Genomic DNA, 21,405 nt, shown 5'->3' with positions numbered 1-21,405 from the left:
TTGATCACGGACTTTCATTCCAAGCTCTTCGCGTATGAATTGAGCAAGCGGCATTCGGTTGCCGACAACGAAAAGCTTGCCGGAGCGCTTTTGGATGCCCAAGTCGACCTTAACCCTCACCAAGTTGAAGCCGCACTGTTCGCATTCAAGTCTCCGCTCTCGAAAGGTGCTATCCTCGCTGACGAAGTTGGCCTCGGAAAGACAATTGAAGCTGGACTGGTGCTCGCTCAGAAATGGGCTGAGGGAAAGCGTCGTATTCTGATCATCACGCCAGCCAACCTGCGGAAGCAGTGGTCGCAAGAGATCGAAGAGAAGTTCTTCCTTCCGACACTCATCCTCGAGGCCAAGAACTACAATAAGATGTCCAGAAACGGCGTGCGCAGCCCGTTCGATCAGAACTGCCTTGTGATCTGCTCGTTTCAATTTGCGGCACGACATGCCGAGTCATTGATGGTTATTCCTTGGGATTTGGTGGTAATAGACGAGGCGCATCGACTCAGGAACGTGTACCGACCAGATAATAGGATCGGACGGACGCTCAAGGGCGCACTCGTGAACGCGCCCAAGATTCTTTTGACCGCCACGCCGCTACAGAACTCGCTCATGGAGTTGTACGGGCTCGTAAGTTTGATTGATGATTTCACCTTCGGCGACGCCAAAAGCTTTCGAGCTAAGTACGCCCGGCTAACTGGTGATGATCAGTTTGACGACCTGAAGCAACGCCTACAAGCGGTTTGCCACCGCACGCTCCGCCGCCAGGTGCTCGAATACATTCGCTACACAAATCGAATTCCTATCACGCAGGAGTTCGTACCGACCGAAGCGGAGCAGACTCTCTACGACATGGTTTCGGACTACCTGCGAAGACCTTCTCTCCACGCGTTGCCCTCGTCGCAGCGCACCCTCATGACGCTGATCATGCGGAAGTTGCTCGCATCCTCAACCTTCGCTATTGCCGGCGCTCTAGACTCTCTGGCGAGGAAGCTCGAGCGGCAGCTAAAACAGGATACGGATCTCCGTAGCAAGCTCGAGGAGGAACTCGCAGAGGACTATGAGGAGTTCGACGAGCTGGCAGATGAGTGGCCAGAAGGCAACGATCAGCCCGAATTGCTTTCTCCGGAAGATGTGAGCGTGATCGAGCAGGAAATATCCGACCTGCGTGATTTCCGCGACCTTGCTGTTTCCATTTCTGAGAACGCGAAGGGGCTAGCACTTCTCAGCGCGCTTAGAGCGGGCTTCACCAAGACGCAAGAGCTCGGCGCCGCCCAGAAAGCCATCATTTTCACGGAGTCACGCCGCACCCAAGAGTATCTTGTACGCCTTCTATCTGACAACGGTTACGGCGATCAGCTGGTTCTTTTCAACGGTTCCAACACCGACTCACAATCAAAAGCGATTTATGATGCATGGCTTGCAAAACACAAGGGCAGCGACCGCATCACAGGCTCTCGGACGGCCGACATTCGGGCAGCACTGGTCGAGTACTTCCGTGAACACGCCGCGATCATGGTCGCAACAGAGGCAGCCGCCGAAGGCATCAACCTGCAGTTCTGTTCGATCGTCGTAAACTATGATTTGCCTTGGAACCCTCAGAGGATCGAGCAACGGATCGGCCGATGCCATCGCTATGGCCAGCTCTATGACGTCGTAGTTGTAAACTTCCTAAACAAAAACAATGCGGCAGACCAACGTGTCTATGAGCTTCTGGCTGAGAAGTTTCAGCTGTTCTCTGGGGTATTCGGCGCGTCTGACGAGGTTTTGGGATCCATCGAGTCTGGGGTCGAATTCGAGAAGCGCATCGTCTCCATATACCAAACCTGCAGATCGACAGAAGAGATCGAAACTGAGTTTTCCCGCCTTCGGGGGGAAATGGACGAGAACATCAGTGCCGCGATGGAGGACACTCGGCGAAAGCTTCTTGAGAACTTCGACGCCGAGGTTCATGACCGCCTGAAGATCAATCTCGACAAGAGCAAGGAGTACATTGGGCGGTACGAAAGAATGCTCTGGGCCATTACGCGGCACGAGCTCCGCGACCGAGCTCAGTTCGATGATGAGCACCTGACCTTCACGCTGAAGGAGCCGCCAGGTGGGCTTGCTGTGCCTGCTGGCGGCTACGGGATCGCAAAGAACGGTCTGAGTGAACACAGATACCGTTTGGGTCACCCGCTGGCACAGCTTGTCATCCAGTGGTCCAAGGACCGAACCCTCAGCGAGGCCTCGTTGGCGTTCGATTACTCGGCTTGGCCAGCCAAGGCCGTTAGCATCGAGCCGCTTGTTGGGCGCGGCGGTGTACTCGCGGCGCGCTGCCTGAGCTTCTCCGGCTTCGACGCGCAGGACCACATCCTGTTCGTAGCCATTACGGATGAGGGCGAGTTGATCGAGGAAGAGATCGCTCGGCGCCTGTTCGAGATGCCCTGCCGGATAATCGAAAACCCCGGATCAATCGACAGGTCTCAATTTGATGACGCGTTTGCGGTACGAGAGAGGGCCGTGACCGAAGCCCTGAAGCGTCAGAACGCTGAATGGTTCTCGACCGAAAGCCAGAAGCTCGAAAGGTGGGCCGAGGACAAGGTCTTCGCCGCCGAGAAGGAATTGAAGGACGCGAAGGCGCGGATCCTTGAACTCAAGCGTGAGGCGCGAACGGCCGAGTCCCCCGAGGATCAGCACCGGATCCAGATGCAGATTCAGGATTTGGAGAAATCCAAGCGTCGGCTGCGCCAGCGCATCTTCGAGGTGGAAGACGAGATCATCGACGAGCGTGATCAGATGATCTCGGACCTGGAAGTCCGCCTTCAGCAGGATATCAGCAAACAAGAGCTCTTCGCCGTCCGTTGGGCGGTCGTGTGAGCCAACAAAACGCAGGAGAAACCCGTCACATGCCGAACGTCGAGAAGCAACGAGAACGCCTGATCAGCCTTCTGAAGGAGCTGTTCCAGCTTGACCAGCCCGACCTGGACTTCGGCTTCTATCGCATCATGCATGCGAAGGCCGGCCAGGTGACCAAGTTTCTCGAGGAAGACTTGCTGGGCATCATCCGCGATGCCTTCGGCGAGGCGGACGGCGTCCGTGTCGAGCAAGCGAAGGCCGCCTATGAGGCAGCGCGCAAGCAGGCCGAGGAATTCGGCGCACCCGATCCGGATGCCGCCCCGAAAGTGAAGGAAGCCAAGGCTGCCTGGGATGCGGCCAAGGAAAGCGGCAGCAACGAGGGCGACGTCTACGACCACCTGTACCGCTTCTTCGAGCGCTACTACGACAACGGCGACTTCATGAGCCGTCGCTACTTCGCACGCGAGACCGACGGCAAAGCGGCCCCTTATGCCGTCCCCTACGACGGGCGCGAGGTCTACCTGCACTGGGCCAACCGCGACCAGTACTACATCAAGACGTCCGAGTACCTGACCAACTTCACCTTCGATCCGACGCAGGCGAAGGAGTTCAAGGACAAGCACGGCGCGCTGTTCGAACAGAAGCCACTTAAGGTCCACTGTCGGATCGTCTCGGCGTCCGAGGGCGAGCACAACAACGTCAAGGCGTCGGAGCAGACCGAACGCTACTTCATCATCCACGAGCCGGAACCGGTGAAGGTCCAGATAGGCGACACCGGCGAGCCGGAGCTGGTGATCCAGTTCCAGTATCGCCCGGACCCCGAGAAGACCGGCCAGGAAGGCACCTGGCGCAAGAAGCGGCTTGCCGAGGCGGCGGCCAAAGTGAAGGCGCTGCTGCCCGAACTGGAGGGCGCAGGCGACTATGTAACGGCGCTGATGACACCGGCGCCGACCGAGAAGGAAAAAGAGCGCACGCTGCTGGAGCGTTATCTGCTGCAATATACCAGCCGGAACACGATGGACTACTTCATCCACAAGGATCTGGGCGGGTTTCTGCGGCGCGAGCTGGACTTCTACATCAAGAACGAGGTCATGCGGCTGGACGACATCGAGTCCGCCGATGCGCCGCGGGTGGAAGCGTACCTCGCCAAGGTCAAGGTGCTGCGCCGTATCGCGCAGCACCTGATCGACTTCCTTGCGCAGCTCGAAGACTTCCAGAAGCGGCTGTGGCTGAAGAAGAAGTTCGTCGTCGACACCCAGTACAGCATCACGCTCGATCGCATCCCGGAGGAGTTCTATACGGAGATTGCGGCGAATGAAGCTCAGCGGGAAGAGTGGGTCCGACTTTTTGCAATCGATGTTCTGGATGAATACACAGCCCCGTTGACGACAGATTTTCTGCAAAGAAACAGCGCGCTTCTGCTCGACACTAGGTTCTTCGATGCGCAGTTTCGCGAAGGTCTTTTGGCCGAGATCGAGGCGATAGAGTCCGAGACCGTTGGCGTCCTTATGAACACCGAGAACTTCCAGGGCTTGTCTCTAGCTCGGAAGAAGCTGGAATCGGCAGTCGATTCTATCTACATTGACCCTCCCTACAACACAGATGCTGGCCCGATTGCTTACAAAAACGGCTATCGTAGTTCGTCTTGGACTTCGATGATAAACGACCGAGTCTCAGTTGCGGCCAATCTGTTGAAAGCGTCTACGGGAATAATCTGCGCTACCATTGATGATTATCAGCAGCGCGAACTTCATTTCGTTCTTGAGGGAGTTTTCGGGAAAGATAACGAAGCAGGAACTGTTTGCATTAGAAGCAACCCGTCTGGCCGCCCAGTTCCTTCTGGTTTTGCCCAATCCCACGAGTATGCGCTTTTTTTCAAGCGAAACCCTACGTCAAAGATCGGTTTACTACCCCGTTCCGATGCTCAAATGGCGCGCTACAAGGAGAGGGATGAAGGTGGAGCCTACATGTGGGAGCTTTTCCGCAAGCGAGGCTCAAACTCTGAGCGCAGTGATCGCCCATCGCTCTATTATCCGATCTATTTTGACGGGAAGATTCTTCGCGTTCCTCAAATGACTTGGGATGGGGAAAGGCGCGTTTGGGATATAAAAGAGCGCCCGCGTGACGGTGAATTCGAATTCTACCCGATAGACCAAAATGGTGTCGAACGAACTTGGCGATGGAAGCCTGAGGCCATCACAGAGAGCCCATCCAATTTCCAAGCCAAGGAAAAGGATGGCACTTGGACTGTATACTACAAATTCCGCCCCAATGAAGATGGTGTTTTGCCTCTCACTGTATGGTCTGATGCAAAGTATTCGGCAACAGAGCATGGAACTGGGGCGCTAAAGAAACTATTTAAGGAGTACAATGTTTTCTCATACCCGAAGTCTACTTTTGCGGTCGAGGATTGCATTCATATTTCGGGCATGTCCCATGTTAGGGGCACTTGCCTAGACTTTTTTGCCGGATCGGGTACGACCGGCCATGCTGTGGTGAACCTGAACCGCAAAGACGAGGGCAATCGCCGCTTCTTTCTTATGGAGATGGGGGGGTATTTCGGTCAAGTTACATTGCCGCGAATTCAAAAGGCTATTTATTCCAGCATTTGGAGCGATGGCGTCCCATCACCTGGCGATGGCGTGTCGGCCATCATAAAGTACTTGCGATTGGAGACTTACGAGGAAACCCTCAATAATATTCACGTTCTGCCTTCGGCCAGTCAATCGCTGGCGAAGGGAGACTTCTCGCGCGACTACATGCTCCGCTATTGGTTGGACTTCGAGACCAAGGGCAGCCCGTCGCTCCTGAACATCGAATGGTTCGACGATCCGACCGCCTACAAGCTGAAGATCAAGAAGCCGGGCACGGACGAGTATGTCGAGAAGGCCGTGGACCTGGTCGAAACGTTCAACTGGCTCATCGGTCTGCATGTCGAGCATCTGGACCGCTGGCGCGGCTATGACGCCGCCTTCAAGCGCGAGGTCGATCCCGAGCTGCCGGAGGACACGAACACCCGGCTCATGCTCGATGGAGCTCTGAAGGAGACGGATGACGGCGCCTGGCGCTTCCGCAAGGTCGAAGGCTACACCCTGCGCACCCCCGGCGATCAAAACGACCGCGAAAAGGCGCTGGTCGTCTGGCGCAAGCTGACTGGCGATCTCGAGAAGGACAACCTGATGCTGGATGAGTGGTTCCGGAAGTACCGCCTTTCGGCGCAAGACACCGAGTTCGACGTGATTTATGTGAACGGCTCCAACAACCTGCCCAACCTTCGCAGGGACGAGGAGACCTGGAAGGTGCGCCTGCTCGAGGAAGCCTTCCATCAAGCAATGTGGGACGTGGAGGGCTGAGCAATGGCGAGAAAGCCCAAATCCAAGATCAAGCCGCTCCCTTTTGGCCACAAGCTGGTGCTCAACCAGTGGATTGTCAGCCTGTTCGGTTTCGATCCGCTGAAGGACCACAAGGATGGCAAGCGCACGCTCCGGCCGGTGCAGCCTCTGGCCAAGTCGGTGAAGGACGCGCCCGAGGGCATGACGACCGAGAACCTGCACCATTTCTACAAGGCGCTGGACGTCCACCTACAGGCGGGCGCCCAGATCACGCGGGCCGACCTGCTGCGCTACGAGCACAACATCGTCAGCCACACGCTGGCGATCAACGAGAAGCGCGACCGTCCGATCGTCTGGAAGTACTACCAGTGGCTCTCGCTGCTGTTCGCCGAGATCTATCTCGACCGGTTCTTCGCTGACCGCGCGGCGCTGCTGGACTCGCTGAACGCCTATGTCAATGAATTTGACAGATACTGGACCGGTGAGGGCTACGAGCCAGGGATCACGCCCTACGAGCTCGACGACCTGAACAAGCTGTGCCTGCAGAACGCCACGGGCTCGGGGAAGACGCTGCTGATGCACGTCAACTTCCTGCAATTCCGGCACTACGCCTCAAAATCGCCGCTCAAGCACGATCTGACACGGACGGTGCTGATCACGCCGAACGAGCAACTTTCCCTGCAGCACGCGCGCGAGATGAAGGGCAGCAATATCGTCGCGTCGCGGCTTCTGACGGACAGCGGCGACCTGCTGTCTTCAGGCAAGAACGGGCTGCGTCAGGTGGACTACACCGAGGTGACCAAGCTCGGTGACACCGACGGGCCCAACGTCATCGCGACGCGCAATCTGGGCGATCAGAACCTGCTGCTCGTCGACGAAGCCCATCGCGGGATGGGAAGCCAGGAAGAGCGCGGATGGTTCCGAAGCCGTGCCCGCCTATCTGAGAAGGGTTTCGTCTTCGAGTATTCGGCGACGCTGAAGGAGGCTGTCACTGCCGCAAAGCGTCCCGAAATTGAAGCGTCCTACGCGAAGACGATCCTGTTCGACTATTCGTATCGGTATTTCTACGAGGACGGCTACGGCAAGGATTACCGCATCTTCAACCTTCCGCGGACCTTCGCCCAGCTTGAATTCTCATACCTGACGGCGTGTCTTCTGAGCTTCTACCAGCAGCTGAAGCTCTACGAGGACAAGCGGACACTATATACCCCTTACAACATCGAAAAGCCGCTCTGGGTTTTCGTCGGTTCCAGTGTGACCAAGGCCACCGGATCCAAGGCCGAGAAGGCCACAGTTTCTGACGTAGGCAAGATCCTCGCCTTCATCGCGAAGTTTCTGAAGAGCGAGGGTACTTCGGCCGCCGAGATCGAGCGGATCCTTACCGGCAACGCTCAGGAGACCGGTCTCCTCGACGAGAACGGCGGCGACATCTTCGCTGGGGGGTTCGTCTACCTTCAACAGCTCATGCTTCGGGAGGGCTGGAAGCCCGGTGACCTTTTCCGGGACATCCTCGAAAAGCTCTTTCAGAATCGGGCCGGAGGTGAGTTGTCGATTGCCCGGATCAAGGGCGACGAGAACGAGATCATGCTACGCGTCGGACAGGCCGAGAGGCCGTTCGGGCTCATCAACGTCGGCGACGCATCTGGCTTGGCGACCCATATTGCTGAGCAGGAGTTCGACAACGTCGCGGTCCTGGAATCCGAATTTGCCGAGACGATGTTCGGGCAAATCAACCTGTCCAGTTCCCCGGTCAATCTGCTCATCGGCTCCAAACGCTTTGTCGAGGGCTGGGATTGCTGGCGCGTCAGCACCCTTGGTCTCATGCATGTCGGCAAGAGCGAAGGCGCGCAGATTATCCAGCTTTTCGGGCGCGGCGTCCGGCTAAAAGGGTATGACTGGTCGCTCCAGCGCAGCGGCTTCGCCACCCCCACCCATCAACCGGAGCTCATACAGTACGTCGAGACCCTGAATGTCTTCGGGATCGAGGCCGACTTCATGGAGCGATTCCGGAAGTTCCTAGAAGAGGAAGAGCTGCCCCGCAACGATCAGAAGCAGGTCTTCACAGTTCCGCTGACGGTCACATACGACTTCGGGCAACGCCTCAAGGTGCTGCGTCCCCGAAAGAAGCGCGGTGACGGTCGCGAGTACGATTTCAAGAGGGACGGCGCTGTGCCGGCCCTGACGCTGGTCCCAGAAAAGATACGCCAAAAGGGCGTCGCGATAGATTGGTACCCTCGTATCCAGTCTCTCGAGTCCAAGAGGAGCACCAAGCTGGGCACCAAGGAGGAGACCGTTTTCGAGGATGGTCAGCTAGACTTCCTAGACTATGATGACCTTTTCTTCCGGCTTGAGAAATTCAAGCGTGAGCGCACCTGGCACAATCTCAACATTTCCAAGTCCATGATCAGGACGCTGCTCACTGACCGGACCTGGTACAAGGTCGTCGTGCCTTCGGGGAAGATGAAATTCTCGGACTTTGGGAACGTTGCGCTTTGGCAGGAGATGGCGGCGGAACTCCTGCAGAGATTCTCGGAAGAATACTACAACTACTGCAAGGCGGCCTTCATCGAGCCACGCCTTGAGCTCCGTGAGATCGAAGCAGGTGACGGAAGCCTGCCTGAAGTTGACGAGTATCAGCTAATCGTCGATGCCAGCGAAACAGCGCTCATTAACGACATCCAGAACCTCACCAGCGAGATATCTACTCGAAGGGCCGGGGTGTTGCGTGCTGGCGACTTGAAAGGCTGCCTATTTGGCGCGCATCTCTACGAGCCCGTGCTGCATGCGGCCAAAGGAAGCAAAATCCAGATTGCCCCTGTTTCGTTGAATGAAAGTGAATTCCAGTTCCTGGATGATCTGCGCCTCTACATCGAAAGGGGTCAAGCGCGGCTTACGGCGGAAGGAGTTGAACTGTTCCTGCTTCGCAATGAGAGCCGCGGGCGCGGGGTGGGTTTCTTCGAGGCGGGAAATTTCTATCCCGACTTCCTCCTATGGCTCGTGAAGGACGGCAGACAGCACTTGGCTTTCGTCGAGCCTCATGGCCTTCAGCATGAAGGCCCTGGCCATAAGAAGATCGAGTTCCATCAGGTCATCAAGGACATCCAGGCGAGGCTCGCGAGTGAGAACGTCGTACTGAACAGCTTTATCGTCACACCGACACGGTTCGGCAAGCTAAACTGGGGCAAGACGATCCATGAGTTGGAGAATATGCATGTGCTTTTCATGGAGGATCAACGCGACACCTACGTCGCGTCAATTGTGCGACGAATGGCTGCGTAGACGGGCGTAACGGCATCATGCCTTTCCGCTTCTGGCGCCGCATCCGGATTGCTCCCGGGGTCACGCTGAACCTGTCGAAATCGACGGCCTCGCTGTCCTTCGGCCCGCGCGGCGCGAAGTACACTGTCAGCCCGCGCGGCAACCGGGTCACTGCGGGTCTGCCGGGGACGGGCCTCTTCTACACCGTCCATGAGCCACGCCGCCCGTCAGCCGCCAATGCGCCCGGGGTCGCCCAGCGCGACCGGGTGAACCTCGGCTTCTTCCAGCGGCTCTTCACACCGGCCGACGAGCGCGCGCTGGTCGACGGGCTGAAGGCGCTGAATGCGGGCGACGATGGAGCGGCGCTCGCGGAATTCGAGAGGGCCGCCAGCCTGCCTGATGCCGCCTGGATGGCGGGTATGCTTCGGCTCCGGCGCGAAGAGTTCGCGCCCGCGCGGCGTCATCTGGAGGCCGCGCTCGCCGGGCTCGACCGGCTGGGGAGCCTGCTGGAGAAATACGGCATCGCCGCACAGGTCACCTTTCCGGTGACGCCCGAGGTCGATGCCCATGCCCGCCCTCGCGAGCGGGGAACAAGGCTGGCGCTGGTCGAGATTGCCCAGTTCGAGGGGGACCGCGCAGCGGCGATGCGCCATGTCGAGCGGCTGCTGGCGATCGAGCCGGTTGATCCTGTGGTCCTGCTGTCCTTCGCGGAACTGACGCTTGAGGGCGATGCGGACCGCGCGCAGCTGGAGCAGGTCGTCGCGCTAACCGTCGGGATCACGAACGAGACGCCGGTGGATACGGCGCTTCTGCTCTACCGCGGCCGGGCGCTTGCCCAGCTTGGCCTGCCTGGTGCCGCAATCGATGTGTTCACCGCGGCGCTCCGCCGTCGCAAGGACCGTGCTGACACCCTCCTGCGCCAGCTCCGCTACGAGCGCGCCGTGCGCTACCACCAGGTCGGCCGCAGGGCGCAAGCCCGGCGCGAGCTGGAACGGGTCTATGCCGAGGATCCAGGGTTCGAGGATGTGCGCGAACGTCTGGGATTGGCGGCATGAGCGGGACGCACCCCGAACTCGACGGTGCGGTGTTCTTCGGCCCAAGGCCGGAACTCGAGCGCTATCTCGTCATGCTGTCCGGCCACAGCTACGTCTACGTCCTGTGTCGGCCGGACCGGACGCCCTTCTATGTCGGCAAGGGCGTGAATCGCCGCGTGCTGGCGCATGAGGCAGAGGCGCGCCTGAACCATCGCGTAGGCGAACCCAACCAGAAACCAACTAGGCCTGATCATTGACCCGACTGCAGCGACGCCCGCTTCTAGGATTTCTGGCTGACCCATTCGGCAAATCCGCGAGGGCTCTCGAATTTGATGCCGACCATCTGCAGGTAACGCGGCGCGGACGGATCGCATCAATGTCCCTTGAGTTGGTATCGAGCCCTCCCTCGGTTCGAAGGGGGGTGTTTGGAACGAGACTGACCATCTCTGCCGGCGACCAGGGGGACGTCATCCTAAAAGGGGCAGGCTATCGGGAGTCCAGCGCATTCTCGGAAGCGCTCAAGGAAGCGTGGGTCCGCTTCAATCTAGCTGCCCTTGACAAGGAAGCGGCGCGCTTGGACAGGTTTCTCGCCGAGGTCTTGTCGCTGACGGCGCCGTCCCGCTACCCTGCCGCGTGTAAGGTCGCGCCGCTGCTGGATGATGCCCGTGCACTGGATACTTCACTGCTGTCGAAGCTGAATGCCGAAGCCATCGGCACCGAGGCTGTCGAACGCATTGCGCCCGTTCGCAAATTCGTAGCTGAGCCGCGCACGTTGCGAGCGAACGGCATCGCGGCCTTCGTCGCCACCGAACTCGATCGCTGGAAGGATTTCTTCGACAGGATCGAGAGCAAGCCGCTGACGCCAGAACAGCGCCTTTCGGTGGTCGTCGATGAGGATGCGACGCTCGTTCTCGCGGGGGCGGGATCGGGAAAGACCAGCGTCATCACCGCCAAGGCCGCCTATCTGGTTAAAGCGGGCATCCGTCAGCCGGAAGAGATCCTGCTCCTCGCCTTCGCAAAGAATGCGGCAGAGGAGATGTCGGAACGGGTCGAGGCCCGATCCGGGGTACCCATCGTCGCGCGCACCTTCCATGCGATAGCCTATGACATCATCGGGGTTGTGGAGGGGTCCAAGCCCGCTCTGGCCGACCACGCCACCGATGATATGGCCTTCACCAACCTGATCAAGCAGATCCTGAAGGATCTCGTCCACCGCCTTTCAGACGTCTCGAAGGCGATCATCCAGTGGTTCGCGCATTTCCTTGTTGAATCGAAGACCGAGTGGGACTTCAAGACCAAGCACGAATTCTACACCCACATGGAATCGCAGGACCTGCGGACGCTGCAGGGCGAGAGGGTCAAGAGCTACGAAGAGCTGCAGATCGCCAACTGGCTGTATGAGAACGGGATCGATTACGAGTACGAGCCCGTCTACGAACACAGGATCGCGGAAACCGGGAGGCGCGATTACCAGCCGGACTTCCGCCTGATCGAGAGCGGCATCTACATCGAGCATTTCGGGGTGCGGCGCCAGAAGATGGCCGATGGCAGCGAGCGGCTGATCACGGCACCTTTCGTCGACCGCGATGAGTACCTGGCTAGCATGGAATGGAAGCGGCAGGTCCACGCCGACCATGAAACCACCCTGATCGAGACATACAGCTATGAGCGGCAGGAGGGGCGCCTGCTGACCGCCCTCGCCGCAAAGCTGGCGCCGCATGTCACCCCGAATCCTCGCTCACCCGAAACCATTTATGACCGGATCGTCGAGCTGAAGCAGGTCGATGACTTCTCGAAGCTGCTCGGAACCTTCCTGCGCAAGTTCAAGAGCGGTGGCTACAGCCTGCAGGATTGTGAAACCAAGTCCGACCGGATGAAGCTGGGTGAGCGGGCCCGGGCGTTCCTCGACGTCTTCGCGCCGGTTTTCGAGGAATACCAGAAGCGCTTGAAAGGCCGGATCGACTTCGAGGACATGATCCTGCGCGCCGCCCACTACGCCGAGACCGGCCGCTACGTCAGCCCGTTCCGTCACATCCTGGTAGATGAGTTCCAGGACATCTCGCAAAGTCGGGCTCGGCTGGTCAAGGCGCTCAAGGCCCAGAATCCTGATGTGCGGCTCTTTGCTGTTGGCGACGACTGGCAGTCGATCTTCCGCTTTGCCGGGTCAGACATCCATCTGATGCGGCATTTCGGGAGGGAGTTCGGCGGCTGCTTCGATGGAGAGGCAGGCGTGCACAGGACCGTGGATCTGGGCCGCACTTTTCGTTCGGTCGACCAGATCGCTCTTGCAGCCCGTACCTTCGTCCTGCGAAACCCGGCCCAGATCCAGAAGCAGATCATCGCGGCCGGGAGTGCGACCGAACCGGCCATCAGGATCGTGACGGTGTCCAAGGGCGAAGATGAGGCTAAACTAACGGAGGTTCTGGCCGCCATCTCCGCCGCTGTGGCGCCAGAGGACAAGCCCGCCACGTTGCTGCTCCTCGGCCGTTACCGCTTCGTCGAGCCACGCATGCAGCAACTGAGGCGGCGGTTTCCACGTCTGAAGCTCAGCTTCAAGACCATCCATGCCTCGAAGGGTCTCGAGGCCGACCACGTCATCCTGCTGAACGCTGACAGCGGGCGTACAGGGTTCCCGTCAGAGATCGTCGACGATCTCCTGCTCTCTCTGGTGTCGCCGGAGGAAGAGGCCTTCCAGAACGCGGAGGAGCGGCGCGTCATGTATGTTGCGATGACCCGGGCCCGACAAACCCTGACAATCCTTGCCTCTAATGCGCGGCCATCGTCTTTCGTGACCGAGCTTCGGAAAGACCCTGCCTATGGGATTGTGGCGGCACCCGGTGCAGAGCCGGAGGCTCACGATTGCGGGGAATGCGGCGGGCGGCTGCTGGGCGTCACCGGGAAGGATGGGCGCATCTGGTATCGCTGCGAGCATGTCCAGCATTGCGGAAACATCTTGCCCGCCTGCCAATCCTGCGGAACCGCTCTGCCAAGCTGCGCGCATGGATCGTCGGAGGTTCGTTGTGGCTGCGGTGCTACCTACCCGACGTGCCCTGAATGCGAAGATGGCTGGCTGATCGAACGCAGCGGCAGATATGGAAACTTCCTCGGCTGCGTTCGCTATCCGACCTGTATCGGGAAGGCGAGAAAATCGAGCGGTGAGCGGTCCTCGGCGACAACGCCGCGACGGCGAAGAAGAGGCTGACACCGGGCACACAACTTTGCCGAGTTTCACCGGCACGCCCGCGCCTGGTCGCGCAGGACGGCGTAATCGGCGAGCCAGCCCGGGATCAGCGCCCCCTCGGGCAGCGCGGCGACCTCCGCGGCCACGCGCATCTGTTCCGCCTGGCTGTATGCGACCACCGGCGGGCAAGCGCTGGGCGGGGCGTCAGAAATCACCCCCGCGCAAGCGGTCAAGAAGATCGTCGCGGCTGCGAGGGCGGCGGCTGGCGGCGTCCAGCATCTGGCGGTGGATGGCATCGGTGCGCTCCAATTGCTCGAGCCGCTCGGCGGCGCGGCCTGCGCGCTCGGCCGTGCGGCGGAGGTTGAGAATGAACAGGGCGATGGTGAGCAGGGAGAGGGCGAGAGCCGCTGCCCGCCGCGCCCAAGGACGGGCAAGGAGCCCAGCCGTGAGGCTGCCCCACATCATCGCAAGCCTTTCTTCCAGTCGTCGACGCGCGCCCAGACGGCTACTGCAATCCCTGCCAGCGCGAGCGCGATGAACAGCCAGCGCAGCGTGTCGAGGTAGGGGACCAGCGGCAGAACGGCATCCTGCGCCTCGGCCAGCACTTCCTGTGCGACTTCGACTCCGGCTGCGCCAACGGTTGCCACGCCCGCTGCCCCGGTCCCACGCAGGGTCCGGCTCTCGGCCAGCGCCTCGCGCGCGGGCGGGGTCTCGGCGGCAAACGTTGCCGCGCGCGCCGGGAACCGCTCGCCCCACTGGCGCGCAGGCCCCAGATCGATATGGATGAAGCCCGAGCGCGGATAGAAGCCGAAACCCAGAAACCCGACTTCCCGCGCGGCGGCCTCGAACGCCACCGGATTATGGTTGGTCATGGCGATATCGAAGGCCGTGCCATCCATGTGCTTCGAACGCGGCGCGCCCCCGACATTGCGGTTGTGCTCGGGCGAGCGATAGCCGGAGCGGACGATCAGCGGCTTGCCGAGGCGGTCGCGCAGCGCCTGCAGCTTGTCCAGCGCCTCAGGGTGGAGCTTCAGCTGGCCGGTGCCGCGGCAGGCGATCTCGGCGGGCGAGAAGTTCCGCCAGCGCCAGAGGCTGTCCGGAACATCGCGGAAATGGCGGAAGGTGCGGATGGGGTCGGACATGAGGCGTCTCCTTGGGGTGATGGGCATGCGGAAGGGGCCGTCGTGCGCAGGCGCGGCGGATGGGCTGTCGGTGTTGCGAGTTGGGCAGGCTGCTAGCGTTGGCTTGCGGACCGGTGGCCAGAGCGGGCGCTGGGCTGTGCGACTGCCTGGCGTCAATCTCCGTTCTTGCGCTGAAACGCGGCGAAGATCAGGTTGCGCATGTCGTGGATGTCGCGCTCGATCCTGGCGAGGCGGTCGTGGTCGATCTTGCGATCCTCGTCGCGGCGTTTCTCGATACGGGTGCGTTCCTCGGCCAGCTCCTGCTCGAGCTTGTGCAGCAGCGCCTCGTTGGTGAACGCCTTGCGCGTCACGGCGGTGGCCAGCCCCGCGATGAAGGTGAACCAGACGGCGACGGCGGCCGCGATGCCGTGATCGCGGAAGGCCTGCGCGATCTGCTCGAAAAGGGAGGACTGCTGCGTCATGCCGAGCGGATCCCGACCTCGTTCGGCAGTGTCAGATCGCTCCAGGGGCTCGCATCAGCCGGGTTGATCGCCCAGCTGGAATAGACAGGCACGGGCGCAAGGTCGGGCACCGTGACGGGGGTGGCGTCATGGTTCACGCCGCCCATGCGCAGGAAGCCTGCGGTGGCGTCCGGACCGTCCGTGCCCGCCTGCGCGATCTGCTTGAGGTGCACGCCCGCAATGGCGGAAACCGACGCGGGGCCGGTCGGGCCGGTCAGAGAGAAGGACATGCGTTGCCCTGCCGTGGTGCTGGCGACCCGCGTGGCGATATCGCTATCGCTGAGCGCATCGATGCTGCCCACCATCTCGTTGAAGCTGGCGATGGCATTGGGGATGCGACGCACGAAGCGACGTCCGATGGTCGAGACCCCGTCGAGGACCGCGATATGGGCATAATACCAAGTGCGGCTCGAGCTGGTGCCGTGCAGGCCGACATTCGTGAAGACGACCTGCACCGGCTTGCCCTTTCCGCCCGTGTTCACCGCGGTGGCAGTGCTTTGCAGCACGCCGTCTACGTAGAATTCGATGGTGATCTCGGCATCAACACTCAGGCGCACATCCACCCATTGCGCCTGGCCGTTCGGGGCGAAGTAGCTCGAGCTTCCCTGCTCGACAGTGTCGCCATGCGCCTCGGCGTGGTAGCGGTTGGTCGAGGTCAGGGGGCGGACCTGCGCGATCCTGACATTCTCCGCGTCAAAGAACTCGAGGAACCCGGCATTGCTCTGGGTGATGCTCTCGGAATCGTTGTTGGGCGGCACGTAGCGAAACCCCAGCCACATGTCGCCCACCGGCGCCGGAAACCCGACGGCGAAGGGGGCGGCCAGCGTGCGCGATCCGTTGAAACGGATACCGTTGACATCGAGGGTGTCGTCGAAGCCGGCAGCGACGCTGCTCAGCGAACCGGCAACGCCGGAGATGTCGGTGGGCTGATGGCCCAGATGCAGGATGTAGGTCATGAAAGGTCCACTTCGATATAGAGGGCGGCATGGGCGGCGGAGAGGGCAGTGCCCCCGCCGTGATCGAGAAACAGCGAGACATTGCCCGAGGTGAGGCGCGGGCCGCCGCCGAGATCGAGCCAGGCTTCGACCTCTGCAATGCTGAGATCACGGTCCCAGGCAAACTCGATGAAGGCATGGGTCTGGTAAATGCGCAGATCGGGATCCTCATAGCCCAGCGCCTGGGTTCCGGGTGGAACCGGGTAGCTGAACTGCGAGGGCAGCGAGCGCAGCGTACCGCCATCGCCCGGATCGCGTCCCTGGATCTGTGGATAGAAGCCGGCACTCGGTGCGGCATTCCATGTCGGCGCGCCGCTGACCGGATCGTCGCGCCAGATACCGTTCAGCCCGATCCAGAGGCTGGCATCGCCGGGATCAAACACGAACATCACCACGTCGCCCGCCCCATAGGTGGCAAGCCCGGACAGGCGCTGGCTGGCGGTGCCGGTGTTCGACGACCAGAGCGAGCCGTTGCCGCGATACCCGATCGAGCCCAGCGTGATCGGATTGTTGCCCGCGTCATATTCCTCGCGTTGCTCATCGGAGACGATGCCCAGATAGCCGTCGAACTCCACAGCACCGCTGGAGGCACACAGAACCTCCCAATAACGACGTCCATCCGTTGGTCGGATCGCCTTGGCGGCCGGCACCCAGCGGCGATAGTCGCTGCCGCCCGAGGTGTTGATCGCGGTCTGGTTGCCATCCGAGAGCGTGTACCCTCCGGGGCGGCGGGCGACATCCAGCTCCCAAGCAGAGCCGATATCGACGGGAGGCCCCGTATCACCACCCTGCGCCAGGATGGCGGCGCGCAGCATCAGAAGACTCATGCGACGGCCCCCGCCAACGCACCCTGAATGACCCATGCATCCGCACCGCGCTTCACCAGCGCCACGCCCGACCATTGGCCGTCGAGCGCCACCGATCCAGCCGTCACGCCATTGAGCGACACCCCGGCTGCCGCGGCGATGGTGGCAATCCCCGCGCCGACCTGCGTGACATTAATCAGTCCGCCGTTCTCGAAGGGCACAGAAGCTTCGGGCGGAATCGTGATAGTGACGGCCGACGATCCTGTCGTCTCGATAATGCAGCCGGTGTCGATGACTTCCAGCGTGTGCGCCGTGGCCGTGAGGGTGCGGATCGGCACGATACCGGGGCGGGGCACCTCGACCCACGCCGCGCCTTCAAAGCGCACATGCCGGGCCTCGTCGGCAATCCAGACCTGCCAGCCCGGCTGCGGGGTTAGGAGTACCCATGTCTCGCTTCCCGACTCCCCGTCCCAGAGCGCCAAAGCGCCGGCATTGGCGGGCGTACCTTCGGGCACGATGTAGATATCGCCCGCATTCCCGCTTCCGGGCAGAACCGAGCTTCGCGACAGCGCGCGGGCCTGTACCAGCACTGAAAGGGTGCGCAAATCCTCGCTGACGCTGGTGCCCCAGTTGCGCTGGCCGGGGTCATAGAAGGCGCGCAGCCCCAGTCCCGGCATGATCCGTTCCGGCATGCTCGTCTTCTTTCATGTTGGTCGCGATGATTGCGGAGAGGCCCGTCAGCTGCCCCAGAGAAAGCCCCAGCCGCGATCCCAACCGGCGGCAAAGGGCGCATTCAGGCGGAACCGGCGCGCCTCGCGGTCGGTGATCCAGGTGTCGCCGACCATCCGACGCGCCCGGACGGCGATGTCGATTTCGGCCGTGCGCTCGGGTGCGCCACTCTCCGGTACGTCCTCGGGCGACAGCGTCCAGCTCGTGCCGCTGCCAGCGTCGAAGGTGATGCCCGGCGGCATGAGAGCCGCGCCAGTGTCAGGGTCGATCCAGCGCACCTCGATCGCATAGCCGACGCCCGGCTCGGGTCCGATCGAGGCGCCGGTGTGGTCGACGATCACCGGGCTGGTCTGGGTCAGCCGGTCGCGGTGGGTCCAGGTCAGCACCAGATCATCTGCGATCAGCGCATCGACATCGGGCGCATAGCTGCCGTTGGCCTGCACCCGGCCAGGCGGCAGGGGCCGGATGGCGCGGCGGTCGAGTGTCACGCTGTCCTCGGGCGAGAGCGCGAAGGCGAGCGTGCCGCGCCCGGTCTCGGGCAGCAGCCGGATCGCGAGGGTCTCGCCCGCGGCCCAAGCCTCCTCGGTGATCCGAGCACCCTCGTCGAAGAAGATCACCGGCGCGCCAGCCGCATGCGCGCGCGGGACGGTGTCGAGGCAACCCCGGCCCACGGTGATGGCCGCAGACGTGATCCCGTCCACGCGCACCAGTTCGCCGCCGACGCTTGCCAGCGTGCCGATCCCGACCTCGCCGATGTCGCGCCAGCCGGTCACGGGGAGAACGCGATCCTCCGGGTGATCTGAGACGTCTGCCGCGAGCAGCACTGTCGGCGCGAACGCGACCACGCCTTCCTGGGCCGGACCAGTGCCGGGATCGATCCAGAGTTCCGCCGCCAGCGCATCGGCGCTGGGGCGCTCGCCCGTGGCGACTACCGCGCCCGCATCGGGATCCTCCGAAAGAATCCGGTCAGCCTCGGAGTGGCCGAGTTCGCGGACCAGCAGCCAGTACGGGGCCTCCTCGACCATGCGCCGGGCGAGTGCCCGCGGCGGTGCGGCAACGCCGGTCCCTGTCGGCATGCGCCCGCCCGCGATGGCGGTCGCACCAAGGGCAAAGACGTCCTCGGCGAGCTTCAGCCGGATGCCGTTGTCGCGCCCGTCGCCCTGACCGATCTCCGAGATGCGCATCACCACGTCGTCGAGCCCGAGGCGGGGCGACCGCAGCCGGATCACATCGCCAGGCCCGAGATCGGCGCCTTCGCGGTTCACCACGATCTCGCCCGTGAGTAGCGGCACGGAAAGGGCGCGAAGGTCGCGCTCGGCCACGCGGATCGCCAGCCCCTGGTAGCGGATGCCCGGATAGTCGAGCGTGGTGGCGATCACCTCGCCCATGGACTGGACGCGCGCGGTGTCGGTGACCGAGACTGCTCCCGTGTCGTCGGTCCAGGCATCGGTGAAGCGCACGGTCACGCTGTTGACGAGGTCCGACGGCGCGCGCCGCCCCAGCCGGCCCCAGTCCACGACATTGGCCTCGTCGAAGAGCGGCAGTGTTGCGGCCGTGTAGTCAGCCCGGATCAGCCTGATCTCCCAGAGCCCGGTGCGCCGGTCGATGAAGAGCGTGGCATCGATATGGTCGAGAACGCTGCCGATGAACTCCTCGATGGAGCTGTCCTGCTGCCAGATCAGCGACAGGCCGAAGCCCTCGGTGTAGAGCGTGTCCGCAGCGATCGTGAAACTCGCCCCGATCTCGACCGTGGAATAGCCCAGACCCCAGTCGCGGTTGGTCAGGCATTCGCGGATGATATGGGCCGGGTTCATGTCCGAGCCGTTGCCGAAGGCCCCGCGCAGGGAGGCGACCAGCGCCTGCGGGTTGCCGGGCGGGATCACCGGCACGCCGTCCACCGGCGTGTTGTCGATGCGCGCGGTAAAGGTCGTGTTGGCCAGCGCGATGTTGAAGCCGAAGATGTCGACGGGCGGCAGGCTGGCGATGGTGGCCACAGCCGCATCGACTGATGAGATGGGCGAGGGTTCGCCATCGGTCACGAAGATGACGATCCGACGCTTGGACCCGCCACCGGCAAAGAAGGTGCTGGCCTCGGCAAAGGCCGCGTTGAAGTTTGTGCCCCCCGAAGTGCTGTTCGAGAGCGCCAGCATCCAGGCCTCGAGTGCCTCGTAGTCCTCGGGTTCCATGTTGCGTCGTTCGATCGATCCCGCGACGCCCGCATTCCACAGCACGATGCGGATGTCGTTGGGGCGGTCGGGATCGACACTGGCACCGATCTCGCGGATCAGCGCCGCGACGCCCGCCTTCTGCGCGGCCATCCGCGTGCCTGACATCGAGCCCGAGACATCGAGCGTCATGTAAATCGCCGCGTCCGAGATATTGGCCTCGGGCACGATCGGTGCCTTCTCGGGATACCATTGCGCCGCCCCCGCCTCGCCGGTCAGCACGCGGGTGACCCGCACGGCCCAAGGCTTGAGGTAGGGGTTGATGCCCAGATACACCCGTCGCAGTACCAGAGAGCAGAGCCCGCGATAGGCGGGCACGTTGCCGTTCATGCGGGCGCTCAGATAGTCGTTCTGTCCCTGACCTGGCCCGCCCATCAGCACATCGACATCGCCGCGAATACCCCCCTCGCGGCTCTCGCCCCCGAAGAGGTCGGGCTTGTCGATCCGGATGCGCCCACCACCAGCGCCGGCATTGCTGGCGGCGCTGGTCGCCTCGAACACCTCGACCGATTGCGAAGGGAAACTCAGCGCCTCGGGCAGGACGGACCAGGAGGTGACATTGGTGGCGGCGTTGAATGTCACGCCCCGCAGCGTGATCGTCTGGCTCGTACCATTCGCCAGAAGCAAGCGGAAGTCCCGGCCGATTCGCACGCCCGCGCGCGTTCCCGGAAAGGTGATCAAAGCGCCAGTGTCGCCCGCCAGCGCTGCGGTTGCCGCCATGCCTGCAACCGTACCGACCCGCGTCTCGACGGCCGCGCCGCCGCCCGAGACGCCGCCACCGGTCGTCACTGACCAGGCAGTGCGACGGTCTACGAGGATCTCGCGGATGGCATCGATCGGCCCGTGGCAGAGCGCCAGATGCATGCCCAGAGAATAGCGGAAGCCGACGGTCTGCGCCTTGCTACGCCCGCCCATTGCTGGCCTCCGTCGCCCGCTCCCGCTTCCTCGTCTCGGCGATCCGGATCACCGGCTCCACCAGCGCATCCCCGGTCGCGCGCAGCCGATCGGCCTCGATGCCGCGCGCGAGGAAGTCCTGCCAGTCGAACCCGTGGCGGCGGAACCAGGGCCGCACGCCGGCGAGGCAATAGCGGGCATCGCGCAGGTCCTGGATCGTCACGCGCGTCATTTCTTGCCGCCTTTCTTCCTGATCGGATCGACCTTGAGATCGCCTGCCCAGACGACGTTCGGCCCGGTGATCAGTACCGTGCCGAAGACCACCGGGATCGGTCGGCCTTCCTCGGCCGTGGGCAGCGAGAAGTCGTCGAGCCCCGCGGCTTGCGGCTTCTCGACCTTGGGGCGCGGGCTCAACGCATAGGAAATCGCGGAGAGCACCAGCCCGAGGACGAGCCGTGCAATGAAGGTCCAGACCATGGG

The 21,405-nt window shown here is 62.1% G+C and carries 16 protein-coding genes; 6 read left to right on the top strand and 10 right to left on the bottom strand.

The window, feature by feature from the left end; translation table 11 throughout:
- The 6 genes from HNS34_RS05625 to HNS34_RS05600 are packed head-to-tail and all read left to right on the top strand — an operon-like array spanning position 1 to position 13,655.
- The gene (locus HNS34_RS05625; RefSeq protein ID WP_172318853.1) at positions 1–2,850 is read left to right on the top strand and encodes an SNF2-related protein; all 2,850 of its coding nucleotides are present in this window, start codon (positions 1–3) and stop codon (positions 2,848–2,850) included.
- Positions 2,851–2,879: 29 nt separating this feature from the next.
- Positions 2,880–6,182 (top strand): site-specific DNA-methyltransferase, encoded by a 3,303-nt coding sequence (locus HNS34_RS05620; protein WP_172318851.1) that lies wholly within the window; start codon positions 2,880–2,882, stop codon positions 6,180–6,182.
- 3 nt (positions 6,183–6,185) lie between these two features.
- On the top strand, positions 6,186–9,440 hold the full coding sequence (locus HNS34_RS05615) for a DEAD/DEAH box helicase (protein ID WP_172318849.1): 3,255 nt from the start codon (positions 6,186–6,188) through the stop codon (positions 9,438–9,440).
- Between the two features lie 17 nt (positions 9,441–9,457).
- On the top strand, positions 9,458–10,474 hold the full coding sequence (locus HNS34_RS05610) for a DUF4236 domain-containing protein (RefSeq protein ID WP_172318847.1): 1,017 nt from the start codon (positions 9,458–9,460) through the stop codon (positions 10,472–10,474).
- The gene (locus tag HNS34_RS05605) at positions 10,471–10,710 is read left to right on the top strand and encodes a GIY-YIG nuclease family protein (protein ID WP_172318845.1); all 240 of its coding nucleotides are present in this window, start codon (positions 10,471–10,473) and stop codon (positions 10,708–10,710) included. The genes HNS34_RS05610 and HNS34_RS05605 overlap by 4 nt, the downstream gene beginning before the upstream one ends.
- 32 nt (positions 10,711–10,742) lie before the next feature.
- Positions 10,743–13,655 (top strand): UvrD-helicase domain-containing protein, encoded by a 2,913-nt coding sequence (locus HNS34_RS05600; protein ID WP_407925853.1) that lies wholly within the window; start codon positions 10,743–10,745, stop codon positions 13,653–13,655.
- 26 nt (positions 13,656–13,681) lie between these two features.
- Here HNS34_RS05600 and HNS34_RS20900 read toward each other — a convergent pair whose 3' ends face one another.
- From HNS34_RS20900 to HNS34_RS05555, 10 genes are all read right to left on the bottom strand, one after another.
- The gene (locus HNS34_RS20900; RefSeq protein ID WP_268879078.1) at positions 13,682–13,813 is read right to left on the bottom strand and encodes a hypothetical protein; all 132 of its coding nucleotides are present in this window, start codon (positions 13,811–13,813) and stop codon (positions 13,682–13,684) included.
- Between the two features lie 25 nt (positions 13,814–13,838).
- Positions 13,839–14,099 (bottom strand): hypothetical protein, encoded by a 261-nt coding sequence (locus HNS34_RS05595; protein ID WP_328700466.1) that lies wholly within the window; start codon positions 14,097–14,099, stop codon positions 13,839–13,841.
- Positions 14,096–14,776, bottom strand: coding sequence for a YcbK family protein (locus HNS34_RS05590; protein WP_172318841.1), 681 nt, complete (start codon positions 14,774–14,776; stop codon positions 14,096–14,098). The genes HNS34_RS05595 and HNS34_RS05590 overlap by 4 nt, the downstream gene beginning before the upstream one ends.
- Before the next feature lie 152 nt (positions 14,777–14,928).
- On the bottom strand, positions 14,929–15,237 hold the full coding sequence (locus HNS34_RS05585) for a hypothetical protein (RefSeq protein WP_172318839.1): 309 nt from the start codon (positions 15,235–15,237) through the stop codon (positions 14,929–14,931).
- Positions 15,234–16,232 (bottom strand): FscB, encoded by a 999-nt coding sequence (locus HNS34_RS05580; protein ID WP_172318837.1) that lies wholly within the window; start codon positions 16,230–16,232, stop codon positions 15,234–15,236. The genes HNS34_RS05585 and HNS34_RS05580 overlap by 4 nt, the downstream gene beginning before the upstream one ends.
- A complete protein-coding gene (locus HNS34_RS05575; RefSeq protein WP_172318835.1) occupies positions 16,229–17,098 on the bottom strand; it encodes an SPRY domain-containing protein in 870 nt (289 codons plus the stop codon). Before HNS34_RS05575 ends, HNS34_RS05580 begins: the two co-directional genes overlap by 4 nt.
- Positions 17,095–17,769: a DUF2793 domain-containing protein gene (locus HNS34_RS05570; protein WP_172318833.1), complete on the bottom strand. Its 675-nt coding sequence runs from the start codon at positions 17,767–17,769 to the stop codon at positions 17,095–17,097. Before HNS34_RS05570 ends, HNS34_RS05575 begins: the two co-directional genes overlap by 4 nt.
- A gap of 45 nt (positions 17,770–17,814) precedes the next feature.
- A complete protein-coding gene (locus tag HNS34_RS05565; protein WP_172318831.1) occupies positions 17,815–20,946 on the bottom strand; it encodes a phage tail protein in 3,132 nt (1,043 codons plus the stop codon).
- Complete coding sequence (locus HNS34_RS05560; protein WP_172318829.1) at positions 20,933–21,157, bottom strand: hypothetical protein; 225 nt, start codon at positions 21,155–21,157, stop codon at positions 20,933–20,935. The genes HNS34_RS05565 and HNS34_RS05560 overlap by 14 nt, the downstream gene beginning before the upstream one ends.
- Positions 21,154–21,402 carry a hypothetical protein gene (locus HNS34_RS05555; RefSeq protein WP_015923055.1) on the bottom strand — a complete coding sequence of 83 codons (249 nt, stop codon included), beginning with the start codon at positions 21,400–21,402 and terminating at the stop codon, positions 21,154–21,156. The genes HNS34_RS05560 and HNS34_RS05555 overlap by 4 nt, the downstream gene beginning before the upstream one ends.
- Positions 21,403–21,405: the final 3 nt, after the last annotated feature.

This window comes from Alterinioella nitratireducens, from assembly GCF_013155465.1.
Classification (GTDB): domain Bacteria; phylum Pseudomonadota; class Alphaproteobacteria; order Rhodobacterales; family Rhodobacteraceae; genus Alterinioella; species Alterinioella nitratireducens.
The sequence above is the reverse complement of the archived record's forward strand: the minus strand, read 5'-3'. Positions and strand labels throughout refer to the sequence as shown.

Excerpts from the sequence above, each read along its gene's own strand:
- HNS34_RS05620 (WP_172318851.1), top strand. The coding sequence starts at position 2,880 with ATGCCGAACGTCGAGAAGCAACGAGAACGCCTGATCAGCCTTCTGAAG.
- HNS34_RS05615 (WP_172318849.1), top strand. The coding sequence starts at position 6,186 with ATGGCGAGAAAGCCCAAATCCAAGATCAAGCCGCTCCCTTTTGGCCAC.
- HNS34_RS05610 (WP_172318847.1), top strand. The coding sequence starts at position 9,458 with ATGCCTTTCCGCTTCTGGCGCCGCATCCGGATTGCTCCCGGGGTCACG.
- HNS34_RS05605 (WP_172318845.1), top strand. The coding sequence starts at position 10,471 with ATGAGCGGGACGCACCCCGAACTCGACGGTGCGGTGTTCTTCGGCCCA.
- HNS34_RS05595 (WP_328700466.1), bottom strand. The coding sequence starts at position 14,099 with ATGATGTGGGGCAGCCTCACGGCTGGGCTCCTTGCCCGTCCTTGGGCG.
- HNS34_RS05590 (WP_172318841.1), bottom strand. The coding sequence starts at position 14,776 with ATGTCCGACCCCATCCGCACCTTCCGCCATTTCCGCGATGTTCCGGAC.
- HNS34_RS05585 (WP_172318839.1), bottom strand. The coding sequence starts at position 15,237 with ATGACGCAGCAGTCCTCCCTTTTCGAGCAGATCGCGCAGGCCTTCCGC.
- HNS34_RS05580 (WP_172318837.1), bottom strand. The coding sequence starts at position 16,232 with ATGACCTACATCCTGCATCTGGGCCATCAGCCCACCGACATCTCCGGC.
- HNS34_RS05575 (WP_172318835.1), bottom strand. The coding sequence starts at position 17,098 with ATGAGTCTTCTGATGCTGCGCGCCGCCATCCTGGCGCAGGGTGGTGAT.
- HNS34_RS05570 (WP_172318833.1), bottom strand. The coding sequence starts at position 17,769 with ATGCCGGAACGGATCATGCCGGGACTGGGGCTGCGCGCCTTCTATGAC.
- HNS34_RS05565 (WP_172318831.1), bottom strand. The coding sequence starts at position 20,946 with ATGGGCGGGCGTAGCAAGGCGCAGACCGTCGGCTTCCGCTATTCTCTG.
- HNS34_RS05560 (WP_172318829.1), bottom strand. The coding sequence starts at position 21,157 with ATGACGCGCGTGACGATCCAGGACCTGCGCGATGCCCGCTATTGCCTC.
- HNS34_RS05555 (WP_015923055.1), bottom strand. The coding sequence starts at position 21,402 with ATGGTCTGGACCTTCATTGCACGGCTCGTCCTCGGGCTGGTGCTCTCC.